Below are 16,498 nucleotides of genomic sequence, written 5' to 3'. Positions count from 1 at the left end.
CGGGAGACCAGCCGTGCCGCGACTAGCCTTGCGCCATGCCTTCCGAGCCTGACGTCCGCGCAGTCCTGCATGCCGCCGTGGAGGCCGTCGGGGGAGAGGACCGCCCGGGCCAGATTCAGATGGCCGAGGCCGTCCAGCACGCCCTCGAGAGCGGTCAGCACCTGCTGGTCCAGGCCGGCACAGGCACCGGCAAGTCGCTCGGCTATCTCGTGCCGAGCCTGCTGCACGGCAAGCGGGTCGTGGTCGCCACGGCGACGCTCAACCTGCAGCATCAGCTCGTCGAGCGCGACATTCCCGCGCTCAAGGACGCCGCGAAGGCGACCCTCGACGTGGTGCCGCATCACGCCGTGGTCAAGGGGCGTGGCAACTACGCCTGCCTGCACCGCGTGCGCGAGGGCGCCCCGGACGACCAGGGCACGTTGGTCGACGTGCCCGAGGGCTCGCTGGGAGCCGAGGTCCTCGAGCTGCGTGAGTGGGCCGAGGAACAGTCCGTGTCTCGCCAGATCGCCGACCGCGACTCCGCCCCGTCGCACACCGAACGGGCCTGGCGCCAGGTCAGCGTCAACCACCGGGAATGCCTCGGTGCCTCGCGCTGCGCCCATGCCAAGGAGTGCTTCGCCGAGCTGGCCCGGGAGGATGCGCAGACCGCCCAGGTAGTCGTGACGAACCACGCGCTGCTGGCGATCGACGCGATCGACGGCGTGCCGATGCTCCCGGAGTACGACGCGGTCATCGTCGACGAGGCGCACGAGCTGGCCGCGCGGGTGACCCAGGCATCGACCGACGAGCTGGACCCTGTCGTGGTCGAGCGCGCAGCGCGCCGTGCCCGTGGGCAGGTTGACGGGCGCGAGGCCGACGACCTCACTGATGCTTCCGACGCGCTCGCCGACGTGCTGGCCCGCACCGAGGAGGGCCGCATCGACGATCCGCCTCAGCCGCTGCGCGAGGTGCTGGCCTTCGTCCGGGACACCGCTCGCGCGTGCCTGTCGGCGTTCCCCAAGGACAAAGAAAAGGGCGAGCCCGATGCGGCCCGCCAGCAGGCGCGGGGCATGGTCGACGACGTCCGCAAGATCGCCGAACGGATGGCTGCCAAGGGCGAGACCGAAGTGCTCTGGATGAGCGACAACCGCGGCAACAAGCAGCTGCACATTGCGCCGATCGACGTCTCGGCAAGCCTGCGCGACAAGCTCTTCGGCGGCAAGACCGTGGTGCTGACCAGCGCGACCCTCCAACTCGGCGGCGGCTTCGACCCCGTGGCCCGTTCGTTGGGACTCGAGCCGGGGGCCGACACGTGGAGCTCACTCGACGTCGGATCGCCATTCGACTATCGCAAGCAGGGCATGCTCTACGTCGCCAAGGGCCTGCCGCTGCCGGGCCGCGACGGGTTGGAGGAGGCACAGCTCGCCGAGATCACCTCACTGGTCGAGGCAGCCGGCGGCCGCACTCTCGGCCTGTTCTCGTCGCGTCGGGCCGCGGAGAAGGCGGCCGAAGAGGTGCGCGAACGACTGCCCGACATCGACATCTGGTGCCAAGGCGACGCCCAGCTGCCCGAGCTCGCCAGACGCTTCGCCGAGACGCCGAGCACGTGCCTGTTCGGCACGCTGAGCCTGTGGCAGGGCGTCGACCTGCCGGGCGACACCTGTCAGCTGGTCATCATCGATCGGATCCCGTTCCCCCGCCCTGACGACCCGCTGATGAGCGCCCGCCAACGGTTGGTCGAGAAGCGTGGCGGCAACGGGTTCATGAGCGTCGCCGCCAGTCACGCGGCACTGCTGCTGGCGCAGGGCACGGGGCGGCTGATCCGGCGCGCGACCGACAAGGGTGTTGTCGCGATCCTCGATCCCCGCATCGTGACGGCCCGATACGGCTCGTTCCTGGCCGCCTCCCTTCCGGACATGTGGCGGACGACCGATCGTGAGATCGCCCTCGCCGCACTACGCCGCCTTGACGAGGCCGCTCGTGCTGACGCGTGAGGCTCGGCGACCCCGGCAGACCCTCGCTTCACAGGCCGGCCGCCTTGCTGGCACGCTGGTGAAATGAGCGTCCTCGTCACCGGCGGTGCCGGATACATCGGTTCGCACGTCGTGCGGGCACTGAGCATGGCCGGGCTCGAGTGTGTCGTGGTCGACGACCTCTCGAGCGGGCACCGCGAGTTCGTCCCGGCGGAGGTCGATTTCGTCGACACGACGATCCTCGACAGCACCTTGATGGCCAAGGTCATGGTCGAGCGCGAGATCGAGGCCGTCGTCCACCTCGCGGGGTTCAAGTACGCCGGGGTGTCGGTGCAGCGTCCCCTGCACACGTACGAGCAGAACGTGCAGGGCACCGTGAGCCTGTTGCAGGCGATGCACGAGTCCGACGTCGACAAGATCGTGTTCTCCTCGAGCGCGGCGGTCTACGGCACGCCCGACGTCGACATCGTCACTGAGGCGACGCCGACCGCGCCTGAGTCACCGTATGGCGAGAGCAAGCTGATCGGCGAGTGGCTGCTGCGAGACGCGGCGCGTGCCTTCCCGTTGCATCACACATCGCTGCGCTACTTCAACGTCGTCGGCTCGGCGGTGCCTGAGCTCTACGACACCAGCCCGCACAACTTGTTCCCACTGGTCATCGAGGCGCTGGTGGAGGGGCGGACGCCGCGCATCAACGGCACTGACTACCCGACACCGGACGGCACCTGTGAGCGCGACTACATCCATGTGGCCGATCTGGCCGAGGCGCACGTCGTGGCGGCGAAGAAGCTGCTCGCGGGCGTCGGGCTCGAGCCGGTCTACAACCTCGGCAGCGGCGACGGTGTGTCGGTGCGCGAGATCATGGACGCGGTGGCCCAGGCGAGCGGCATCCCGTTCGAGCCTGAGGTTGGCGACCGTCGGCCGGGTGACCCCGCGCGGATCGTGGCGTCCGGGGAGATCGCGGCGCGCGACCTCGACTGGCAGATGCGCCACTCGCTGATCGAGATGGTCCGTAGTGCGTGGGACGCCCGTACTCGTCCCACCGCGTGACGAACAGGGTCAGACGCGGCGCAGGACCGCGGTGACCTTGCCGAGGATCGTGGCGTGGGTGCCGTCGATGGGGGAGTAGTCGGCATTGTGCGGAAGCAGCCAGACCTGGCCGTCCTTGCGCTGCAGCGTCTTGACCGTCGCCTCGCCGTCGAGCATCGCTGCGACGATCTCGCCGTTCTCGGCGTCGGGCTGCTGGCGGATCACGACATAGTCGCCGCTGCAGATCGCTGCGTCGATCATCGAGTCGCCGGAGACCTCGAGCAGGAACAGGGTGCCGTCGCCCACGAGCGACTTGGGCAGCGGGAAGATCTCCTCGACCCGCTCCTCGGCCAGGATCGGACCACCGGCCGCTATGCGACCGACCAGCGGCACATTGGTTGCGATCGGCATGGCATCGCCGATGCCGGTCTCGTCGAAGGTGCTCTCGGGTGAGCTGCTCATCGAGCGGCGAGCGGCCATGACGTCCGGCAGGAAGATCTCCAGCGCCCGCGGCCGGTTGGGATCGCGCTTGACGTAGCCGAGTGCCTCGAGCGCGCGCAGCTGGTGCGCGACCGAAGACGTGCTGGTCAGACCGACGGCTGCGCCGATCTCACGCATGCTGGGCGGGTAGCCTCGGGTCTCGATCTCGTCGCGCAGGAACTCCAGCACCTTGCGCTGGCGGGCGGTCAGCCCGGTCGAGTCGGCCGGCCCGTCCGGGAGCTCGGTGACTTCGGCGTTGCGGTCATCACTCATGATCGAAGACTAACCCCGAACACGCCCCCAGTTCAAACATATGTTCGATGGCGTGTCGCGGGCGGCGCATCTAGGTTGGTGCAGTGTCGAAGCCCCTCGTGAAGCCCGGAAGTCCCAGATCAGCCGTCGTGACCGGAGCCGGACGGGGGATAGGTAGGGCCATCGCCGTCGAGCTCATGGGCCGCGGGTACGACGTCGTCGTGACCGATGTCGACGGCGCTGCGGCCGAGCAGACCGCCCTCGAGATCGGCGCAGCGCTGGGTCTCGTGCTCGATGTCACGGACCCTGAGGCCAACCGCGACGTTGCAGCCCGCGCCTGCGAGATCGCACCACTGGGGGCGTGGGTCTGCAATGCCGGTGTCGGCATCGACGGCGAGCTGACCGCACTGTCGATCAGCCAGGTTCGCACGATGGTCGACGTCAACGTGCTGGGCGTCATGTGGGGCGTACGCGCCGCGGCCGACACGTTCCGCGGACAGGCCGTGGGTGGCGTCAAGGGTGGCGAGATCGGCATCCTCGCGTCGCTCAGCTCGCACGCACCGGTCCCGGGCCTGAGCGTCTACGCAGCGACCAAGGCTGCCGTGCTTTCGCTGGCAACCTCCGTGGCCGCCGAACTGCGCGGTGACAAGATTGGGGTGCACGCGGTGTGTCCCGATGGCACCGACACCGCGATGGTCGACGGATTCGACGTCGACGGTGGAGCGCGCGAAGCCTTGGCCGCGGGAGTCATGCTGACTCCCGCCCACGTGGCACGCGAGCTCGTCGACATGTTCGGCACCCGACGCGTCTACCGGACGCTCCCGGCCTGGCGTGGTGTGCTCGGCCGGATCGGGACACTGTCGCCCGCCGGATTCATGTACGCGGATCCGATGATGCGCCGCCTCGGAGCGCGCCGACTCAAGAAGGCCGGTGCGCGATGAGCTATCTGGTCGTGGGCACCCGCGCCGCGGACGGGTGGTCGATCGAGGTCCGCGACGTCGGCACCACCTCGGCACTCGAGCTGTCCGGCGTCGAGGCCGCCGCCCGCGCGCTGCTGGCGGCGTCCGGCAAGTCCGATGCCGCTGACGTCGATCTCCAGCTGCTGCTGCCCGACTTCGAGGTCGACCTCGGCGAGCGCACCCTACCGGGCTCTCGGGGGCCGAACGTCGCCCTGGTCAGCGGCGTCATCGCACTCGTCGTGGTGGTGGGAGTCCTCGCGTTCGTCGTGGGCCGCTTGTTCTAGTCGGCGGAGGCCAGCTGCGTCACGAGAGCGTGAATCTCGTCGAGGGTCGCGCCGGCGGCCGTCAGGGTGCTGCTGCGCGGGATCTTTGGGGATGAAGCCGGCCATGGGTTCTCCTGGGAGCGCGTGAGGTGGGGGCCTGCAGGCCCGCAGTGCGACGCTGGTCCCTCAATCTCCCGGCACTTCTCACTCAGCGGCGAGCGGCGCGCTTCCTGCCGAATGGCAGGCGCAGACGGCGTCGGGACTTCTCATCGTTGGACTCGGCCGGATCAGGCTCGTCGACGACGGTGACCGGCACGAGCTCCTCCTCGGAATCGGCCTCGGCCGTGCGCCACTCGGCGATCTCCTTGTCCTCGTCGACGGTCTCGGGGGTCACGACCTTCTCGCGGACCGCCTCGATGCAGGCGCCGAGCAGGATCGCGTAGATGCCGATCCAGAGCCACAGGAGCAGCACCACGACACCGGCCAGCGCACCGTACGTCTTGCCATAGCTGCCGAAGTTGTCCACATACAGCGAGAAGCCGACCGACACCAGGACCCACAGGGTGCTGGCCACTACGACACCCTTGGTCATCAGCCCGGACGTGCTGGTGCGGTTGGGGGCGAGGCGGAACAGGACCCCGATCGCCAGGATGACCGAGCCGATCAGCAGGATCCAGCGCGCGGCCTCCAGTCCGGCTCGAAGGCCCGGGACGATGTCGATGGCGTCGAAGACCGCGGGCGCTGCCGCGACGAGCCCGATGACCACGACGAGGAAGATGATCGCGCCGGCCGTGAGCCCCAGGGCGAGCAGCTTGCGCTTGATGAAGTTGCGGGTCTCGGCCAGGCCGAACATCGAGTTGACCGCCGTCACCAGGTTGCCGACGCCGCCGGAGGCGCTGTAGATCGCCAGCAGGATCGCGATGGCCAGTCCGATTCCGAGCGAGTCGCTGGGTGTCGAGGTCAGCGAGTCGAGCTGGCCGGTGACCAGCGAGGCGGCATCGGCGGGGAGCGCGTCGGCGATCTGGGTGGACTGTCGCTGCACAGTCTCGGGAGATGCGACCAGACCATAGGCGAGGACGCCGGCGATCAAAGCTGGGAAGAGCGACAGGAACGCGTAGAACGCGACACCGGCAGCCAGCAGCGGCGCCTGCTGAGCGGAGGCCTGCTTCCAGGCCGTGAGGACGTTCGAACGCGTGGAAGCCATGTGTCGAACGTAGCCGTCTCGCCGGTTCATCGCCTCCCCAGGACCTGCCGACGATGTGACATGCAACATTTCCGTCGGCAATTCGAGCCCGCCATTGCAGCAGTTGAGGACCGCCAGTCGAAATTGTGTTCGAAAGGTCCTTCCTTTTGTCAGAGGCGGCCCCTATTGTCGTACATGTGTTCGATCGAACGCCTGTTCGCACCATTCGAATGACATCGAGAGCAGCGTTTGATCGGCACACCACACGTCAGGATCACCGTCTCACTTCCCCCACGGAGGCACTCATGAGCAGCATCGCATTCGGCCACACCGATCATCTCTCTCCGCACGCCAACACCCGCCCGGTCCGCCACCTGCGCGCCGTCCCTGATGCCCGCACGGCGTCCCACCTCCGGCTGACTCGCCGCGGCAAGGCCGTCGTCCTGTCTGCAGCCGTCGCAGCCGTCGCGATGGCCGTCGTGATGTTCGGCTCATCGTCGGTCGCCGGCGACGCGGCCGGGCCCGCGCCGGAGACCACGACGGTCCGGGTGCTGCCCGGCCACACGCTGTGGGAGATCGCCGCCGAGGCCAACCCCAATGGGGACATCCGCCAGACCGTCGACCAGATCGTCCGGCTCAACTCCCTTCCGAACGCATCAGCACTGCAGATGGGTTCGGAGATCGCGGTGCCGGTCTACCAGTAGGCACACCGACGCATCATCACGACGTCCGCGGCGCAGCTTGGGGAAGACGCGCCGCGGACGTCATCGTTGATGACACTCTGCTAACGGAATCCGCCGTAGTTCGCGAGCGGGACGTAGAGCATCAGTCCCGTCTTCGGGTACGTCGAGCTGGTCTTGTAGAAGGACCCGTGGGTCTTGGTGTCGACTTTGCCCCAGTCGCCGACGGCTACACCACTGTTGCCCGGGCGATTGCACACGTTGTCGTTCTTGTGGCAGAACTGGACGACTGCGCGCGACCTTCCGGAGGGCATCTTCGGGCCTGCGCCGAGCAAGCCGCTCCCATAGAGCGTGCCGGAGTCGTAGTTCTCGACGAAGCCGATGTCCGACGGGGAGGTGTTGAATCCGCGTCGCTCGGGGTCGGCAATCATGCCGACCAGCAGAACTCGGGCCTGGAGGGTCGAGGGCAGGTCTCGGATGGCCCACCGCATGACCGAGGCACCCTGGCTGTAGCCGATCAAGGCGAACTTGGTGCTCGAGCACGACTTGCCGATGCTCTTGACCGTGTCCATCGTGAACTTGGCGCCCTTCCCGACGCTGGCGAAGTATTTGGATGTGGTCCAGTTGCGGTCCACGGGAATTGCCGGGTAGCTCACGCCGACGTAGCGGTACGTACCGGTCCGCTTGATGCGGGACACCATGTTCTTGACTGAACCGGTGACCTCCGGCCCGAATCCGCTGATCGATCCGGATGACATGGACTGTCCGGACCCCCTGGCCCCGATGATGACAAGGCTCGAGCATTTGCTGGTGGTGCTCTTGAGAGCCGCGTCGGCCGGGACAGGTAGTGCCAGTGTGGTGGCGATGACGGCGAAGATCGTCATGAGTCGGACAGGTTGGCGCACGGTGGCTCCTGGGAGTGTGTGTCGTCGAAACCGCATAAAGTGAGCGAAGGCTATTGGCTGGCAAGCAGGCGTGTCAATGGGTAGTCATCCCGAGAAAATGATTGAAGTTCCCGACGAAAACCGTAGTTGGGGCCACTGGGTCTGACGGGGCTCGTTGGGTGGGTTCGATCCGGTGGCCTCCGTCTCGACACGGCCGTGGTGTTCGTCGTCGTTGACACGCGCAAACGTCACCTGTTTCACTTCGCCACTGGCCTGTAGGAACAGGCTGACACCTTCTCGGGGAGAGTCGACATGAGCTCGGTCTCTGTGACACGTCGTCGCACCTTTGCCGCGGCGTGCGCCGCGATCGTGACCGGGGCGCTGCTGACAGCCTGTTCGTCCGGCCGAGCCGATCCCCGTAACGCCGCTGAGATCCTGGCCGAGGGGCTGACCACGCAGGATCTCTCCCAGGTGGTCACTGCCCAGGGTGGCCGCGTGTCCCAGGCGGACTTCAAACGGATCGTCGAAGGCATGGGTGGCGCCAGGGCGAAGGTCACTGTCGGCGAGATCGAGCAGGATGGCGACAGAGCGACCGCGACGCTGCAGACCACCTGGGCGTTCAAGGGTGACGACTGGAGCTATTCGACCCCTGCGACGTTGTCGTACGCCGAAGGCGTGTGGGCGGTGAAGTGGGTGCCGGCGATCGTCGCTCTTGGCCTCACCGCCGACAATCGACTGAGGCTTCGCACTTCGTCGGCCGACCGTGGCGACATCCTCGGCGCGGAAGACGAGGGGCTCGTGATCGAGCGGCCGGTCAAGCGAATCGGCATCGACAAGTCCCTTGTCAAAGCTGCCGAAGCCGTCAGTTCGGCCAGGACGCTGGCCAAGCGCCTCGACATCGACGCGGGCCAGTACGTCACGAGTGTCAAGGGCGCCGGCGCCCAAGCCTTCGTCGTGGGGCTGGTCGTGCGGGCCGACTCCGGCGACGCCCTCAGCGACGCGGAGCTCGGAGCGATCCCGGGCGCAGTTCAGCTCGGGGCCGAGGTTCCGCTGGCGCCCAGTCGGGAGTTCGGTCGGCCGTTGCTGGGCAGCGTCGGGGAGGCAACCGCGGAGATCATCGCGAAATCCAAGGGGACGGTGCAGGCAGGGGACCAGGTTGGCCTGTCGGGCCTCCAGCTGCGCCACGACAGCCAGCTGAGGGGAGCGCCTGGCATCGCCGTCGAGGCGGTGTCGTTCGAGGAGGGCGCGGAGCCCACCGAGATGTTCACGAGCAAGGCCCAGGCGGGCAAGCCATTGCGTACGACGATCGACGTCGACCTGCAGGGGGCCGCTGACAAGATCCTCGCGGACGTCGGCCCGGCGAGCGCGATCGTTGCGATTAGGCCCTCGTCCGGCCAGATCGTGGCGCTCGCCAGTGGCCCCGGAGGCGAGGGTGCCGACACGGCCGCAGCGGGACACTACGCCCCGGGTTCGACCTTCAAGCTGGTCACAGCGCTGGCGTTCCTGCGATCGGGCCTCAAGCGGTCGTCTGTCGTGCCGTGCACCAGCACGATCACGGTCGACGGTCGCCGGTTCACGAACTACTCGGACTACCCGAGTCGCGCGATTGGCGATATCCCGCTCCGCACGGCGATCGCCAACTCGTGCAACACCGCGATGATCGCGATGCGCGACAAGGCGCCGCAGGACGGGCTCGCGGGCGCGGCCGCCGCACTCGGACTCCGCGCGGGCCGCCTCGATGATCGGCCAGGGCCGCATCGAGGCCTCGCCGCTTGCGGTGGCTGTCGTCGCAGCATCTGTCAGCAAAGGATCAAGCGTGACGCCCACGATGCTGGCCGACTCCCCGGGGCGGGCGGGAGAGGAGGCGGCTGAGCCGCCGCAGCGCACCCACGCCTGGATGATCGCCACGCAGGACGATCTTGCGGTTGCCGTGTTCGTCGCCGATGGGGACTCGGGGTCACAGACCGCCGGACCACTGCTGGAGAAATTCCTCCACGACGCGTCCTGACGGGGGTGTCCCGACACCTCAGACGATGCCGGTGGCGCTCGGCTCGACCCGCTGGGTGCCGGACGCGACGACGTACGACCGGGTCCGCGCCGACGTGGCACGCGGGTCCGCCCGGTCACTGATCACGAAGTAGTCGATCTGCACCCGAGCAGGTGTCACGTCGAGCACCGAATACCCGTGGTCGTCGAGGTTGACGTACTTGATGTACCGGTTGAGCACCTGGAATGCAGTCTCCACGACGATCGAGGCCGACCTGGATGGCGCGCCGACGATGTCATCGAGGTTGTTGCTGGTGACCGACGACGTGACCAGCTCGGTCGCGATCGAGCCACCCAGTGGATACAGCCCCTTGTCGACGGGGATGTCGCAGGCCCAGCCGGAGTGAATGTCGCCGGTGAGGAAGACGACATTCTTGATCCGGTTGTCCCTGATGTGGTCGGTCAGCTTCTTGCGCTCGACGGCGTAGCCGTCCCATTGGTCGGTGTTGTAGGGCACGCCCTCGGTTGGCAGGATCCCGGCGAAGCCGCCGATCGCGTCGCTGACCAGGTTTGGCAACGGCGGCACGAGCACCGGTGTGATCATGACGGGGTTCCCGACCAGATTCCAGGTCGCGGGGGAGGTCGAGAGGTTGTTCTTGAGCCAGCCGAGCTGGGCATCACCGGCGATGACCCGCCGGGGGTCGCCGGTCACCCCGATCTCGAGGCTGAACTCCTCACCGGGGGCATTGCGATAGCTGCGTAGGTCCAGCAGGGACAGCTCGATGAGTCGGCCGAAGCGGAACTTGCGGAAGATCGTCGTGGCGTCGCCGAGATCAGCGGTGCCACCGAGACGGATCGGCATCCACTCGTCGTAGGCCTTGAGCGAGGCCGCCCGGCGCACGGGGAAGTCTCCCTCGGTCTCGTCGTGGTTCTCGGCACCCTCGGTCCACGTGTCGTTCGCGGTCTCGTGGTCGTCCCACGTGTTGATGAAGGGATGCCGTGCGTGCAGCGCTGCGAGATCCTTGTCCTGCTTGTACTGGGCGTGGCGCTGCCGATAGTCGCGCAGCGTCACGGTCTCGTGGGCAGGGACGTGCGGCCGGATGTCGACGTTCTTGTTGCCGTAGCCGAACTCGCCGGGCCCGTACTCGTACAGGTAGTCGCCGAGGTGGAGGATCGCGTCGAGGTCGTCTCGGGCGGCGAGGTGCCGATAGCTGCTGAACCAGCCGGCCTGCAGGTTGGCGCAGGACACGATGCCGAGCCGCATGCGCTGGACGTCGGCGCCGACCGCGGGCGCCGTGCGAGTGCGCCCGACGGGGGAGAATCTGCCTTTGTACGAGAACCGGTAGAAGTACGTCGTTGCAGCCGTGAGGCCCGTGACGTCGATCTTGACGGTGTGGTCGCGGGCGGCGGAGGTCGTGAACGTCCCGTGTCGCACGATCCGGCGGAACGTCGCGTCCGTCGCGACCTGCCACACCACGGCGGCCTTGGCACCCTTGCCGGAGCCGGGTGCCGCGCTACTGGTGGGCGTGACTCGGGTCCAGAGGATGACGCTGCCGGGGAGCGGATCGCCCGAGGCGACGCCGTGCCGGAAGTACGTGCTCGTGGCGGCCTCGGCGGGCAGCAGCGGGAGGCCGGCGGCGACGGCTCCGGCAGCGACAGCGGTGCCGGAGGCGATGAAGGTACGACGGGAGGTCTGGGTCACGACCGTCCAACGTCGCGCGATGCCCCGAGGTTATGAAACGCCGGATGAACGATTGGCTCCGGTGACCCGGCACAATGGGCACATGCGGATTCATGTGATTGCCGACCAGGCTGACAAGGACGGTGGGCACTTCCACGAGCGGCTGCTGCAGCGCGGCGCCGAGCTCGTCGCGCTCGACCGTGACGACCTCCCGTCGTACGCGAGCATCGGCCAGACCGACCTGGTCTTCCTGCTCGGATCCGACAGGTCGGCGCACGAGCCGAAGTGGAAGTCCGTCGTCGAGGCCGAGTCGACCTTCGTCCGCACCGCGCTGCAGGTCGGCACCCCCGTGATGGGCATCTGCTACGGCGCCCAGCTGATGGCTCGGGCGCTTGGGGGCACCTCCTGGCGAGCGGACGTGCCCGAGCTGGGTTGGCAGCGGGTCGACACCGTCGACACCGTGCTGTGCCCCGAGGGTCCGTGGGCGCAGATGCACAGCGACGTGTTCGCACCCCCGCCCACCGCACAGGTGATCGGCACGTCGTGGCGCGGTCCGCAGTGCTTCATCGACGACTCGCTCGGTGCCCGGTCCATCGCGTGGCAGTTCCACCCCGAGGTCACCGCCGCGACGTACGAGCGGTGGGTCCACGAGGGCTACTACGGCGCTCCGGGCGTCGACACCAAGGACCTGATCCGCCAGGCCCATGCTCACGCCGCGGCGAGCCGCAACCTCGCGCACACCCTGACCGACCATGCGCTGACCTACCTGGGTGTCGCATGAAGGGCCGGCCCAGCGGCTACGAGTGGACCGTCCGTGGCAAGGAGGTCGTGATCTCGCACCACGGCACCGAGGCCGCGGTGCTGAGCGGCCCGCAGGCGCACCAGTTCGTCCGCGAGGCCGAGAAGGGCGACGCCCAGCTGCTGATGGCCCGGGTCGCCGGCGGCACCTACAAGGCGCCGGGGGAGCGCCGCACGGGCCCGAAGCCACGCCCCCGCGGACGCTGAGCCGTCGGCTGCTGCCGGGGCGGCAGGGAATTATTGCCGACGCTGTTGGTTACCTGAGCGTAACCTGAGTCACACCGGGTCGTTTCACTGTGCAACGTCTCCGGAGGTCCACATGCGTACGGTCCACACATTCCTTGCCTCACTCGCGCTGGTGCTGTCTACGGTCATCGGTGGTGCGCTGCTCGCCGCTCCGGCCTCGGCCCACGAGGAACGGGCCGCGGGGTTCCCCGACGGCAAGGGCAAGGTGCCGGCCTACCTGGGTCTGACCAACGCCCGCAACAAGGTGGTGTGCACACCGTCGAGCAAGAAGCTCATCGCCGCGATGCCCCAGGGCTCGCTCAAGACCCGCAACCAGAAGCTGTTGAAGACCTGCGGGTACTCCTCGATCCAGGACGCAGTCAACGCGATCAAGAAGTCCAACACCTCGATCTACGTCCTCCCCGGCACGTACTACGAGACGAAGTACGCCAACAGCAAGCCCACGGGCTACTGCGCCACGATCAAGACCGCATCCAAGGACCCGTTGGGTGTCGGTCAGTACATCGGCAGCCTGACCGGCGAGCAGCCGCCGGAGTACGGCGACGGCCCCATCGCGCTGTCCTACCCCGACCAGTACCGCTGCCCGCACAACCTCAACCTGATCGCGCTGCTCGGCGACTCCACGCCCCAGGACGACTCGATCCATTGCAACAACGCGATGTGCGGCACCCAGATCGTCGGCACCGGCCGCACGCCCAAGGACGTCGTGATCGACAACAAGTTCAGCAAGCTCAACGGCATCCGCGCCGACCGGGTCAGCGGCATCTACCTGCGCAACTTCACGATCCAGCAGGCTGAGTTCAACTCGGTGTACGTGCTGGAGACCGATGGCTTCGTGGTCGACAAGATCGTGGCCCGCGGCAACGACGAGTACGGCATCCTCGCCTTCGCGAGCGATCACGGACTGATCCAGGACGTCGACGCCTACTTCAACGGCGACTCCGGCATCTACCCCGGCTCGGCCTCGGACCTCAACGCCGACAGCAAGACGACCGCGGTCAAGCGGTATGCCGTCGAGATCCGCAACAGCAAGAGCCACCACAACACGCTGGGCTACTCCGGCACCGCCGGCAACTCGGTCTACGCCCACCACAACCAGTTCTACGACAACGCCACCGGCATCGCGACGGACTCGCTCTTCCCGGGCCACCCGGGTCTGCCACAGGACCACGCGCGCTGGTCGAACAACGAGGTGTTCAGGAACAACGAGAACTTCTACACCAGGTTCGTCGACACCGGCATCTGCGCCAAGCCGATGAAGGATCGCGGCTACATCAACGGGACGGTCTGTCCTGTGGTCCCGACGCCGGTCGGGACCGGCACGCTGATCGCTGGCGGCAACTACAACCTGACCGACAACAACCACATCTACGACAACTGGCGGTTCGGGACGATGCAGTTCTGGGTGCCCGCCCCGTTGCGTGACGAGTTCGACCCCGGCAAGCTGTTCGACACGTCGCACGGCAACCAGGTGTTCAAGAACGTCATGGGCATCAAGCCGGACGGCACGGTCGCGCACAACGGCATGGACCACTGGTGGGACGACCAGGGCATCGGCAACTGCTGGGAGAACAACACGTCCTCCCGCGGCAAGCCCACCAACAACTTCCTGATCGATCCCGGCGCGTGCGCCGGCGGCGGATCAGGCCTGCTCCCGGGCCTGGTGGTCAAGGATGCCGGCTTCTTGACTTGCAGCCAGTACGACCGGGCCGACCCGATCTGGCGCCACCCGCCCCTGTGCAACTGGTTCGACAGCCCGACCAAACCCACCAACACGCGGGTGGAAGGCCTGCTCGGTGGCCTGTTCGGACCGCCGAAGGGCTGACCCGTGCGCAGGATCCTCGTCGCAGGGCTCATCGCCATGGTGCTGCTGCTGGGAGCGGTGCCCACGTACGCCGCGTTGACCTCGCCGCTGACCGCCGAAGGGCCGACCGGCGTCGAGGGCACCTCGGCGTCGGCGGTGTTCAACATCGGTGACCGGACCGTACGCCAGGTCCGCTACGTCGATCGGGGGACGCTCGTCTACACGTTCACCCTCGCCAACGACGGGGCGCTGCCGATGACGATCGACGGGCTGGCGCCGATGTCGACCAAGGCGACGCTGTTCACGTACAAGCGATTGGTCGACGAGCGAGATGACTCGCACTTCACGATCGGCGCCGGCGACAGCGCGGTCGTGCGTCTGTCGGTGCTGATGTCAGCGTGCGAGCGACTCTCCGCCCGCGCCGGCAGCTTCGCCTCCGAGGTCCGGCTGCGTACATCGCGGCTCGGAGTCGTCGACAAGGACGTCACGGTCGTGCTGCCGGAAGAGATCCACACGGGGTCCGCGCGGGAGGCATTCTGCCCGCGCTCGTCGGCCTCGTCCCGTCCGCCTGGCTGACGACCGATGGGCCGGAAGCGGCGTCTCGCCGATCCAGCGGCGTAGCCACACCCCACCTCCCCGCTGAGCCTGACGTTTCTGCGGGGGCAGACCGGCGTGTTGCAACAGAAACGTCAGGCTCAGCGGGGACCGAGCCCGGCCAACCGGCCGTGCATGAAGGTCCGTTCGGCAACGTTGTCGGTCAGCTCCAGCGCGTGCTCGTACGCCGCGGCGGCCTCGGTGGTGCGACCCGCGCGGCGCAACATGTCGGCGCGGATCGCGTGGAACAGGCCGAAGTTCTGCAGCGCCAGATCGTCGATCAGGAGCAGCCCCGCCGCCGGCCCGTCGAGCTCGGCGACCGCCACCGCGCGGTTGAGGGCAGCGACCGGGCTCGGCGCGATCTGCAGCAGGTGATCGTAGAGCCGGACGATCTGCGCCCAGTCGGTCCCGACGGTGGTCGGCGCCTCGCTGTGCACCGCGGCGATGGCGGCCTGCAGCTGGTAGGGCCCGGGCTCCCCGCGTCGGATGCATCGGCGTACGAGTTCCTGGCCCTCGTCGATCAGCTCGCGGTTCCACCGTGACCGGTCCTGGTCGGCCAGCAACACCAGCGCGCCCCTGGCGGTGCGCGCAGAACTGCGGGAGTGGTTGAGCAGCATCAGGGCAAGCAGGCCGGCGGCCTCGGACTCGTTCGGCATTAGCTCGACCACGAGCCGGGTGAGTCGGATCGCCTCCGCGCACAGGTCCTCCCGCACCAGCTCGTCTCCCGCGGTGGCGGTGTACCCCTCGTTGAACACCAAGTAGAGGACCGAGAGCACCCCGCGCAGCCGGTCGGGCAGGTCGGCGTCGTGCGGTATCCGGTAGGGGATTCCGGCGGCCCGGATCTTGGCCTTCGCGCGGACGAGGCGCTGCGCCATGGTCGACTCCGGCACGAGGAAGGCCCGCGCGATCTCGGAGGTCGTCAGTCCACCCAGCAGCCGTAGCGTCAGAGCGACCCTGGCGGTCGGGGCGAGCGCGGGGTGACAGCAGGTGAAGATCAGCCGCAGCCGGTCGTCGGACACCGGGCTCTCCTGCGGTGGTGGGTCCCGCTCCAAGAGCAGGGCGGCCTGGGCGTGCTTGTCGTCGCGGGCGGACTCGCGGCGGAGGCGGTCGATCGCCCGGTTGCGGGCCGTCGTGATGATCCAGCCCGCAGGACTGGGCGGCGTGCCCTCGCGGGGCCAACGTTCCACGGCCACGGTGAATGCCTCCTGGACTGCGTCCTCGGCGATGTCCAGATCGCCGAAGGCCCGCGCCAGGACCGCCACCGCGCGATCGTGCTCCAGGCGGAACACGTGCGCGATGTCGGTCTCCGGACTCATGCAGTCAACGCCTGAACGGCCGCACTTCGATCGGCAGGCCGCCGGTCGCCTTTGAGTAGAGCTCGGCCCACGCCAGTGCGGCATCCAGATCGGGCGAGTCCACGACCGTGAACCCGCCGATGTGCTCCTTGCCCTCGACGTACGGCCCGTCGGTCATGAGTGCCTCGCCGTCGAGGTGCCGGACGACGGTCGTGGCCTCGGGACCGAACAGGCCGCCGGCGAAGATCCATTCGCCTGCGGCCTGGATCTGCTCGGCCACCGCGTTGACCTCACGCATGATCGGCTCGAGGAACTCCGGAGGGGGTGTCTCGCCCGGCCCCATCACGGGCTCGATGACATTCAGCAGGTAGTTCGTCATGGTGGTGCCTCCTGGCTGCGCGGCCGGCCTGAT

Annotated in this window: 17 protein-coding genes; 11 read left to right on the top strand and 6 right to left on the bottom strand. The window is 68.0% G+C overall.

Features of this window, described 5'->3' with window-relative positions:
- Positions 1 to 35: 35 nt before the first annotated feature.
- Both C6I20_RS08225 and galE read left to right on the top strand, forming a co-directional pair.
- Entirely contained in the window at positions 36 to 1,973 is a 1,938-nt protein-coding gene (locus C6I20_RS08225) for an ATP-dependent DNA helicase (protein ID WP_118395516.1), read from the top strand.
- A gap of 63 nt (positions 1,974 to 2,036) precedes the next feature.
- Complete coding sequence (gene galE, locus C6I20_RS08220; protein ID WP_118395515.1) at positions 2,037 to 3,002, top strand: UDP-glucose 4-epimerase GalE; 966 nt, start codon at positions 2,037 to 2,039, stop codon at positions 3,000 to 3,002.
- 9 nt (positions 3,003 to 3,011) lie between these two features.
- Here the strand turns inward: galE and lexA are convergent, their stop codons facing one another.
- Positions 3,012 to 3,734: a transcriptional repressor LexA gene (gene lexA, locus C6I20_RS08215; protein WP_118395514.1), complete on the bottom strand. Its 723-nt coding sequence runs from the start codon at positions 3,732 to 3,734 to the stop codon at positions 3,012 to 3,014.
- An 83-nt stretch (positions 3,735 to 3,817) separates the two neighbouring features.
- Here lexA and C6I20_RS08210 point away from each other — a divergent pair, with 83 nt between their 5' ends.
- Both C6I20_RS08210 and C6I20_RS08205 read left to right on the top strand, forming a co-directional pair.
- Entirely contained in the window at positions 3,818 to 4,654 is an 837-nt protein-coding gene (locus tag C6I20_RS08210; protein ID WP_118395513.1) for an SDR family oxidoreductase, read from the top strand.
- A complete protein-coding gene (locus C6I20_RS08205; RefSeq protein ID WP_118395512.1) occupies positions 4,651 to 4,956 on the top strand; it encodes a hypothetical protein in 306 nt (101 codons plus the stop codon). The genes C6I20_RS08210 and C6I20_RS08205 overlap by 4 nt, the downstream gene beginning before the upstream one ends.
- Before the next feature lie 187 nt (positions 4,957 to 5,143).
- On the opposite strand, the gene C6I20_RS08200 is transcribed toward C6I20_RS08205, so the two are convergent.
- Positions 5,144 to 6,139 carry a YihY/virulence factor BrkB family protein gene (locus C6I20_RS08200; RefSeq protein WP_162891226.1) on the bottom strand — a complete coding sequence of 332 codons (996 nt, stop codon included), beginning with the start codon at positions 6,137 to 6,139 and terminating at the stop codon, positions 5,144 to 5,146.
- A 284-nt stretch (positions 6,140 to 6,423) separates the two neighbouring features.
- Between C6I20_RS08200 and C6I20_RS08195 the strand changes: the two genes are divergently transcribed.
- Positions 6,424 to 6,822, top strand: coding sequence for a LysM domain-containing protein (locus C6I20_RS08195; protein ID WP_118395510.1), 399 nt, complete (start codon positions 6,424 to 6,426; stop codon positions 6,820 to 6,822).
- 80 nt (positions 6,823 to 6,902) lie between these two features.
- On the opposite strand, the gene C6I20_RS08190 is transcribed toward C6I20_RS08195, so the two are convergent.
- Complete coding sequence (locus C6I20_RS08190; protein WP_162891225.1) at positions 6,903 to 7,703, bottom strand: cutinase family protein; 801 nt, start codon at positions 7,701 to 7,703, stop codon at positions 6,903 to 6,905.
- 291 nt (positions 7,704 to 7,994) lie between these two features.
- Between C6I20_RS08190 and C6I20_RS08185 the strand changes: the two genes are divergently transcribed.
- Entirely contained in the window at positions 7,995 to 9,554 is a 1,560-nt protein-coding gene (locus C6I20_RS08185; protein WP_118395508.1) for a penicillin-binding transpeptidase domain-containing protein, read from the top strand.
- Positions 9,499 to 9,690, top strand: coding sequence for a hypothetical protein (locus C6I20_RS08180; protein ID WP_162891033.1), 192 nt, complete (start codon positions 9,499 to 9,501; stop codon positions 9,688 to 9,690). Before C6I20_RS08185 ends, C6I20_RS08180 begins: the two co-directional genes overlap by 56 nt.
- Before the next feature lie 18 nt (positions 9,691 to 9,708).
- On the opposite strand, the gene C6I20_RS08175 is transcribed toward C6I20_RS08180, so the two are convergent.
- Positions 9,709 to 11,370 carry an alkaline phosphatase gene (locus C6I20_RS08175; RefSeq protein ID WP_118395506.1) on the bottom strand — a complete coding sequence of 554 codons (1,662 nt, stop codon included), beginning with the start codon at positions 11,368 to 11,370 and terminating at the stop codon, positions 9,709 to 9,711.
- 82 nt (positions 11,371 to 11,452) lie between these two features.
- Between C6I20_RS08175 and C6I20_RS08170 the strand changes: the two genes are divergently transcribed.
- From C6I20_RS08170 to C6I20_RS08155, 4 genes are all read left to right on the top strand, one after another.
- Positions 11,453 to 12,130: a type 1 glutamine amidotransferase gene (locus tag C6I20_RS08170; protein WP_162891224.1), complete on the top strand. Its 678-nt coding sequence runs from the start codon at positions 11,453 to 11,455 to the stop codon at positions 12,128 to 12,130.
- Positions 12,127 to 12,354, top strand: coding sequence for a hypothetical protein (locus C6I20_RS08165; protein WP_118395505.1), 228 nt, complete (start codon positions 12,127 to 12,129; stop codon positions 12,352 to 12,354). The genes C6I20_RS08170 and C6I20_RS08165 overlap by 4 nt, the downstream gene beginning before the upstream one ends.
- 112 nt (positions 12,355 to 12,466) lie before the next feature.
- Positions 12,467 to 14,218, top strand: coding sequence for a right-handed parallel beta-helix repeat-containing protein (locus C6I20_RS08160; protein WP_118395504.1), 1,752 nt, complete (start codon positions 12,467 to 12,469; stop codon positions 14,216 to 14,218).
- 3 nt (positions 14,219 to 14,221) lie between these two features.
- The gene (locus C6I20_RS08155; protein ID WP_118395503.1) at positions 14,222 to 14,773 is read left to right on the top strand and encodes a hypothetical protein; all 552 of its coding nucleotides are present in this window, start codon (positions 14,222 to 14,224) and stop codon (positions 14,771 to 14,773) included.
- Positions 14,774 to 14,892: 119 nt separating this feature from the next.
- Here the strand turns inward: C6I20_RS08155 and C6I20_RS08150 are convergent, their stop codons facing one another.
- Together C6I20_RS08150 and C6I20_RS08145 are read right to left on the bottom strand one after the other, a co-directional pair.
- Positions 14,893 to 16,107 carry an RNA polymerase sigma factor gene (locus C6I20_RS08150; RefSeq protein ID WP_118395502.1) on the bottom strand — a complete coding sequence of 405 codons (1,215 nt, stop codon included), beginning with the start codon at positions 16,105 to 16,107 and terminating at the stop codon, positions 14,893 to 14,895.
- A gap of 4 nt (positions 16,108 to 16,111) precedes the next feature.
- Complete coding sequence (locus tag C6I20_RS08145) at positions 16,112 to 16,465, bottom strand: YciI family protein (RefSeq protein WP_118395501.1); 354 nt, start codon at positions 16,463 to 16,465, stop codon at positions 16,112 to 16,114.
- Positions 16,466 to 16,498 lie beyond the last annotated feature (33 nt).

The organism is Aeromicrobium sp. A1-2, from assembly GCF_003443875.1.
Taxonomy (GTDB): domain Bacteria; phylum Actinomycetota; class Actinomycetes; order Propionibacteriales; family Nocardioidaceae; genus Aeromicrobium.
The sequence above is the reverse complement of the archived record's forward strand: the minus strand, read 5'-3'. Positions and strand labels throughout refer to the sequence as shown.

What these genes read in the sequence shown, in the direction of transcription:
- C6I20_RS08225 (WP_118395516.1), top strand. Translation starts at nt 36, where the DNA reads ATGCCTTCCGAGCCTGACGTCCGCGCAGTCCTGCATGCCGCCGTGGAG.
- galE (WP_118395515.1), top strand. Translation starts at nt 2,037, where the DNA reads ATGAGCGTCCTCGTCACCGGCGGTGCCGGATACATCGGTTCGCACGTC.
- lexA (WP_118395514.1), bottom strand. Translation starts at nt 3,734, where the DNA reads ATGAGTGATGACCGCAACGCCGAAGTCACCGAGCTCCCGGACGGGCCG.
- C6I20_RS08205 (WP_118395512.1), top strand. Translation starts at nt 4,651, where the DNA reads ATGAGCTATCTGGTCGTGGGCACCCGCGCCGCGGACGGGTGGTCGATC.
- C6I20_RS08200 (WP_162891226.1), bottom strand. Translation starts at nt 6,139, where the DNA reads ATGGCTTCCACGCGTTCGAACGTCCTCACGGCCTGGAAGCAGGCCTCC.
- C6I20_RS08195 (WP_118395510.1), top strand. Translation starts at nt 6,424, where the DNA reads ATGAGCAGCATCGCATTCGGCCACACCGATCATCTCTCTCCGCACGCC.
- C6I20_RS08185 (WP_118395508.1), top strand. Translation starts at nt 7,995, where the DNA reads ATGAGCTCGGTCTCTGTGACACGTCGTCGCACCTTTGCCGCGGCGTGC.
- C6I20_RS08170 (WP_162891224.1), top strand. Translation starts at nt 11,453, where the DNA reads ATGCGGATTCATGTGATTGCCGACCAGGCTGACAAGGACGGTGGGCAC.
- C6I20_RS08165 (WP_118395505.1), top strand. Translation starts at nt 12,127, where the DNA reads ATGAAGGGCCGGCCCAGCGGCTACGAGTGGACCGTCCGTGGCAAGGAG.
- C6I20_RS08160 (WP_118395504.1), top strand. Translation starts at nt 12,467, where the DNA reads ATGCGTACGGTCCACACATTCCTTGCCTCACTCGCGCTGGTGCTGTCT.
- C6I20_RS08150 (WP_118395502.1), bottom strand. Translation starts at nt 16,107, where the DNA reads ATGAGTCCGGAGACCGACATCGCGCACGTGTTCCGCCTGGAGCACGAT.
- C6I20_RS08145 (WP_118395501.1), bottom strand. Translation starts at nt 16,465, where the DNA reads ATGACGAACTACCTGCTGAATGTCATCGAGCCCGTGATGGGGCCGGGC.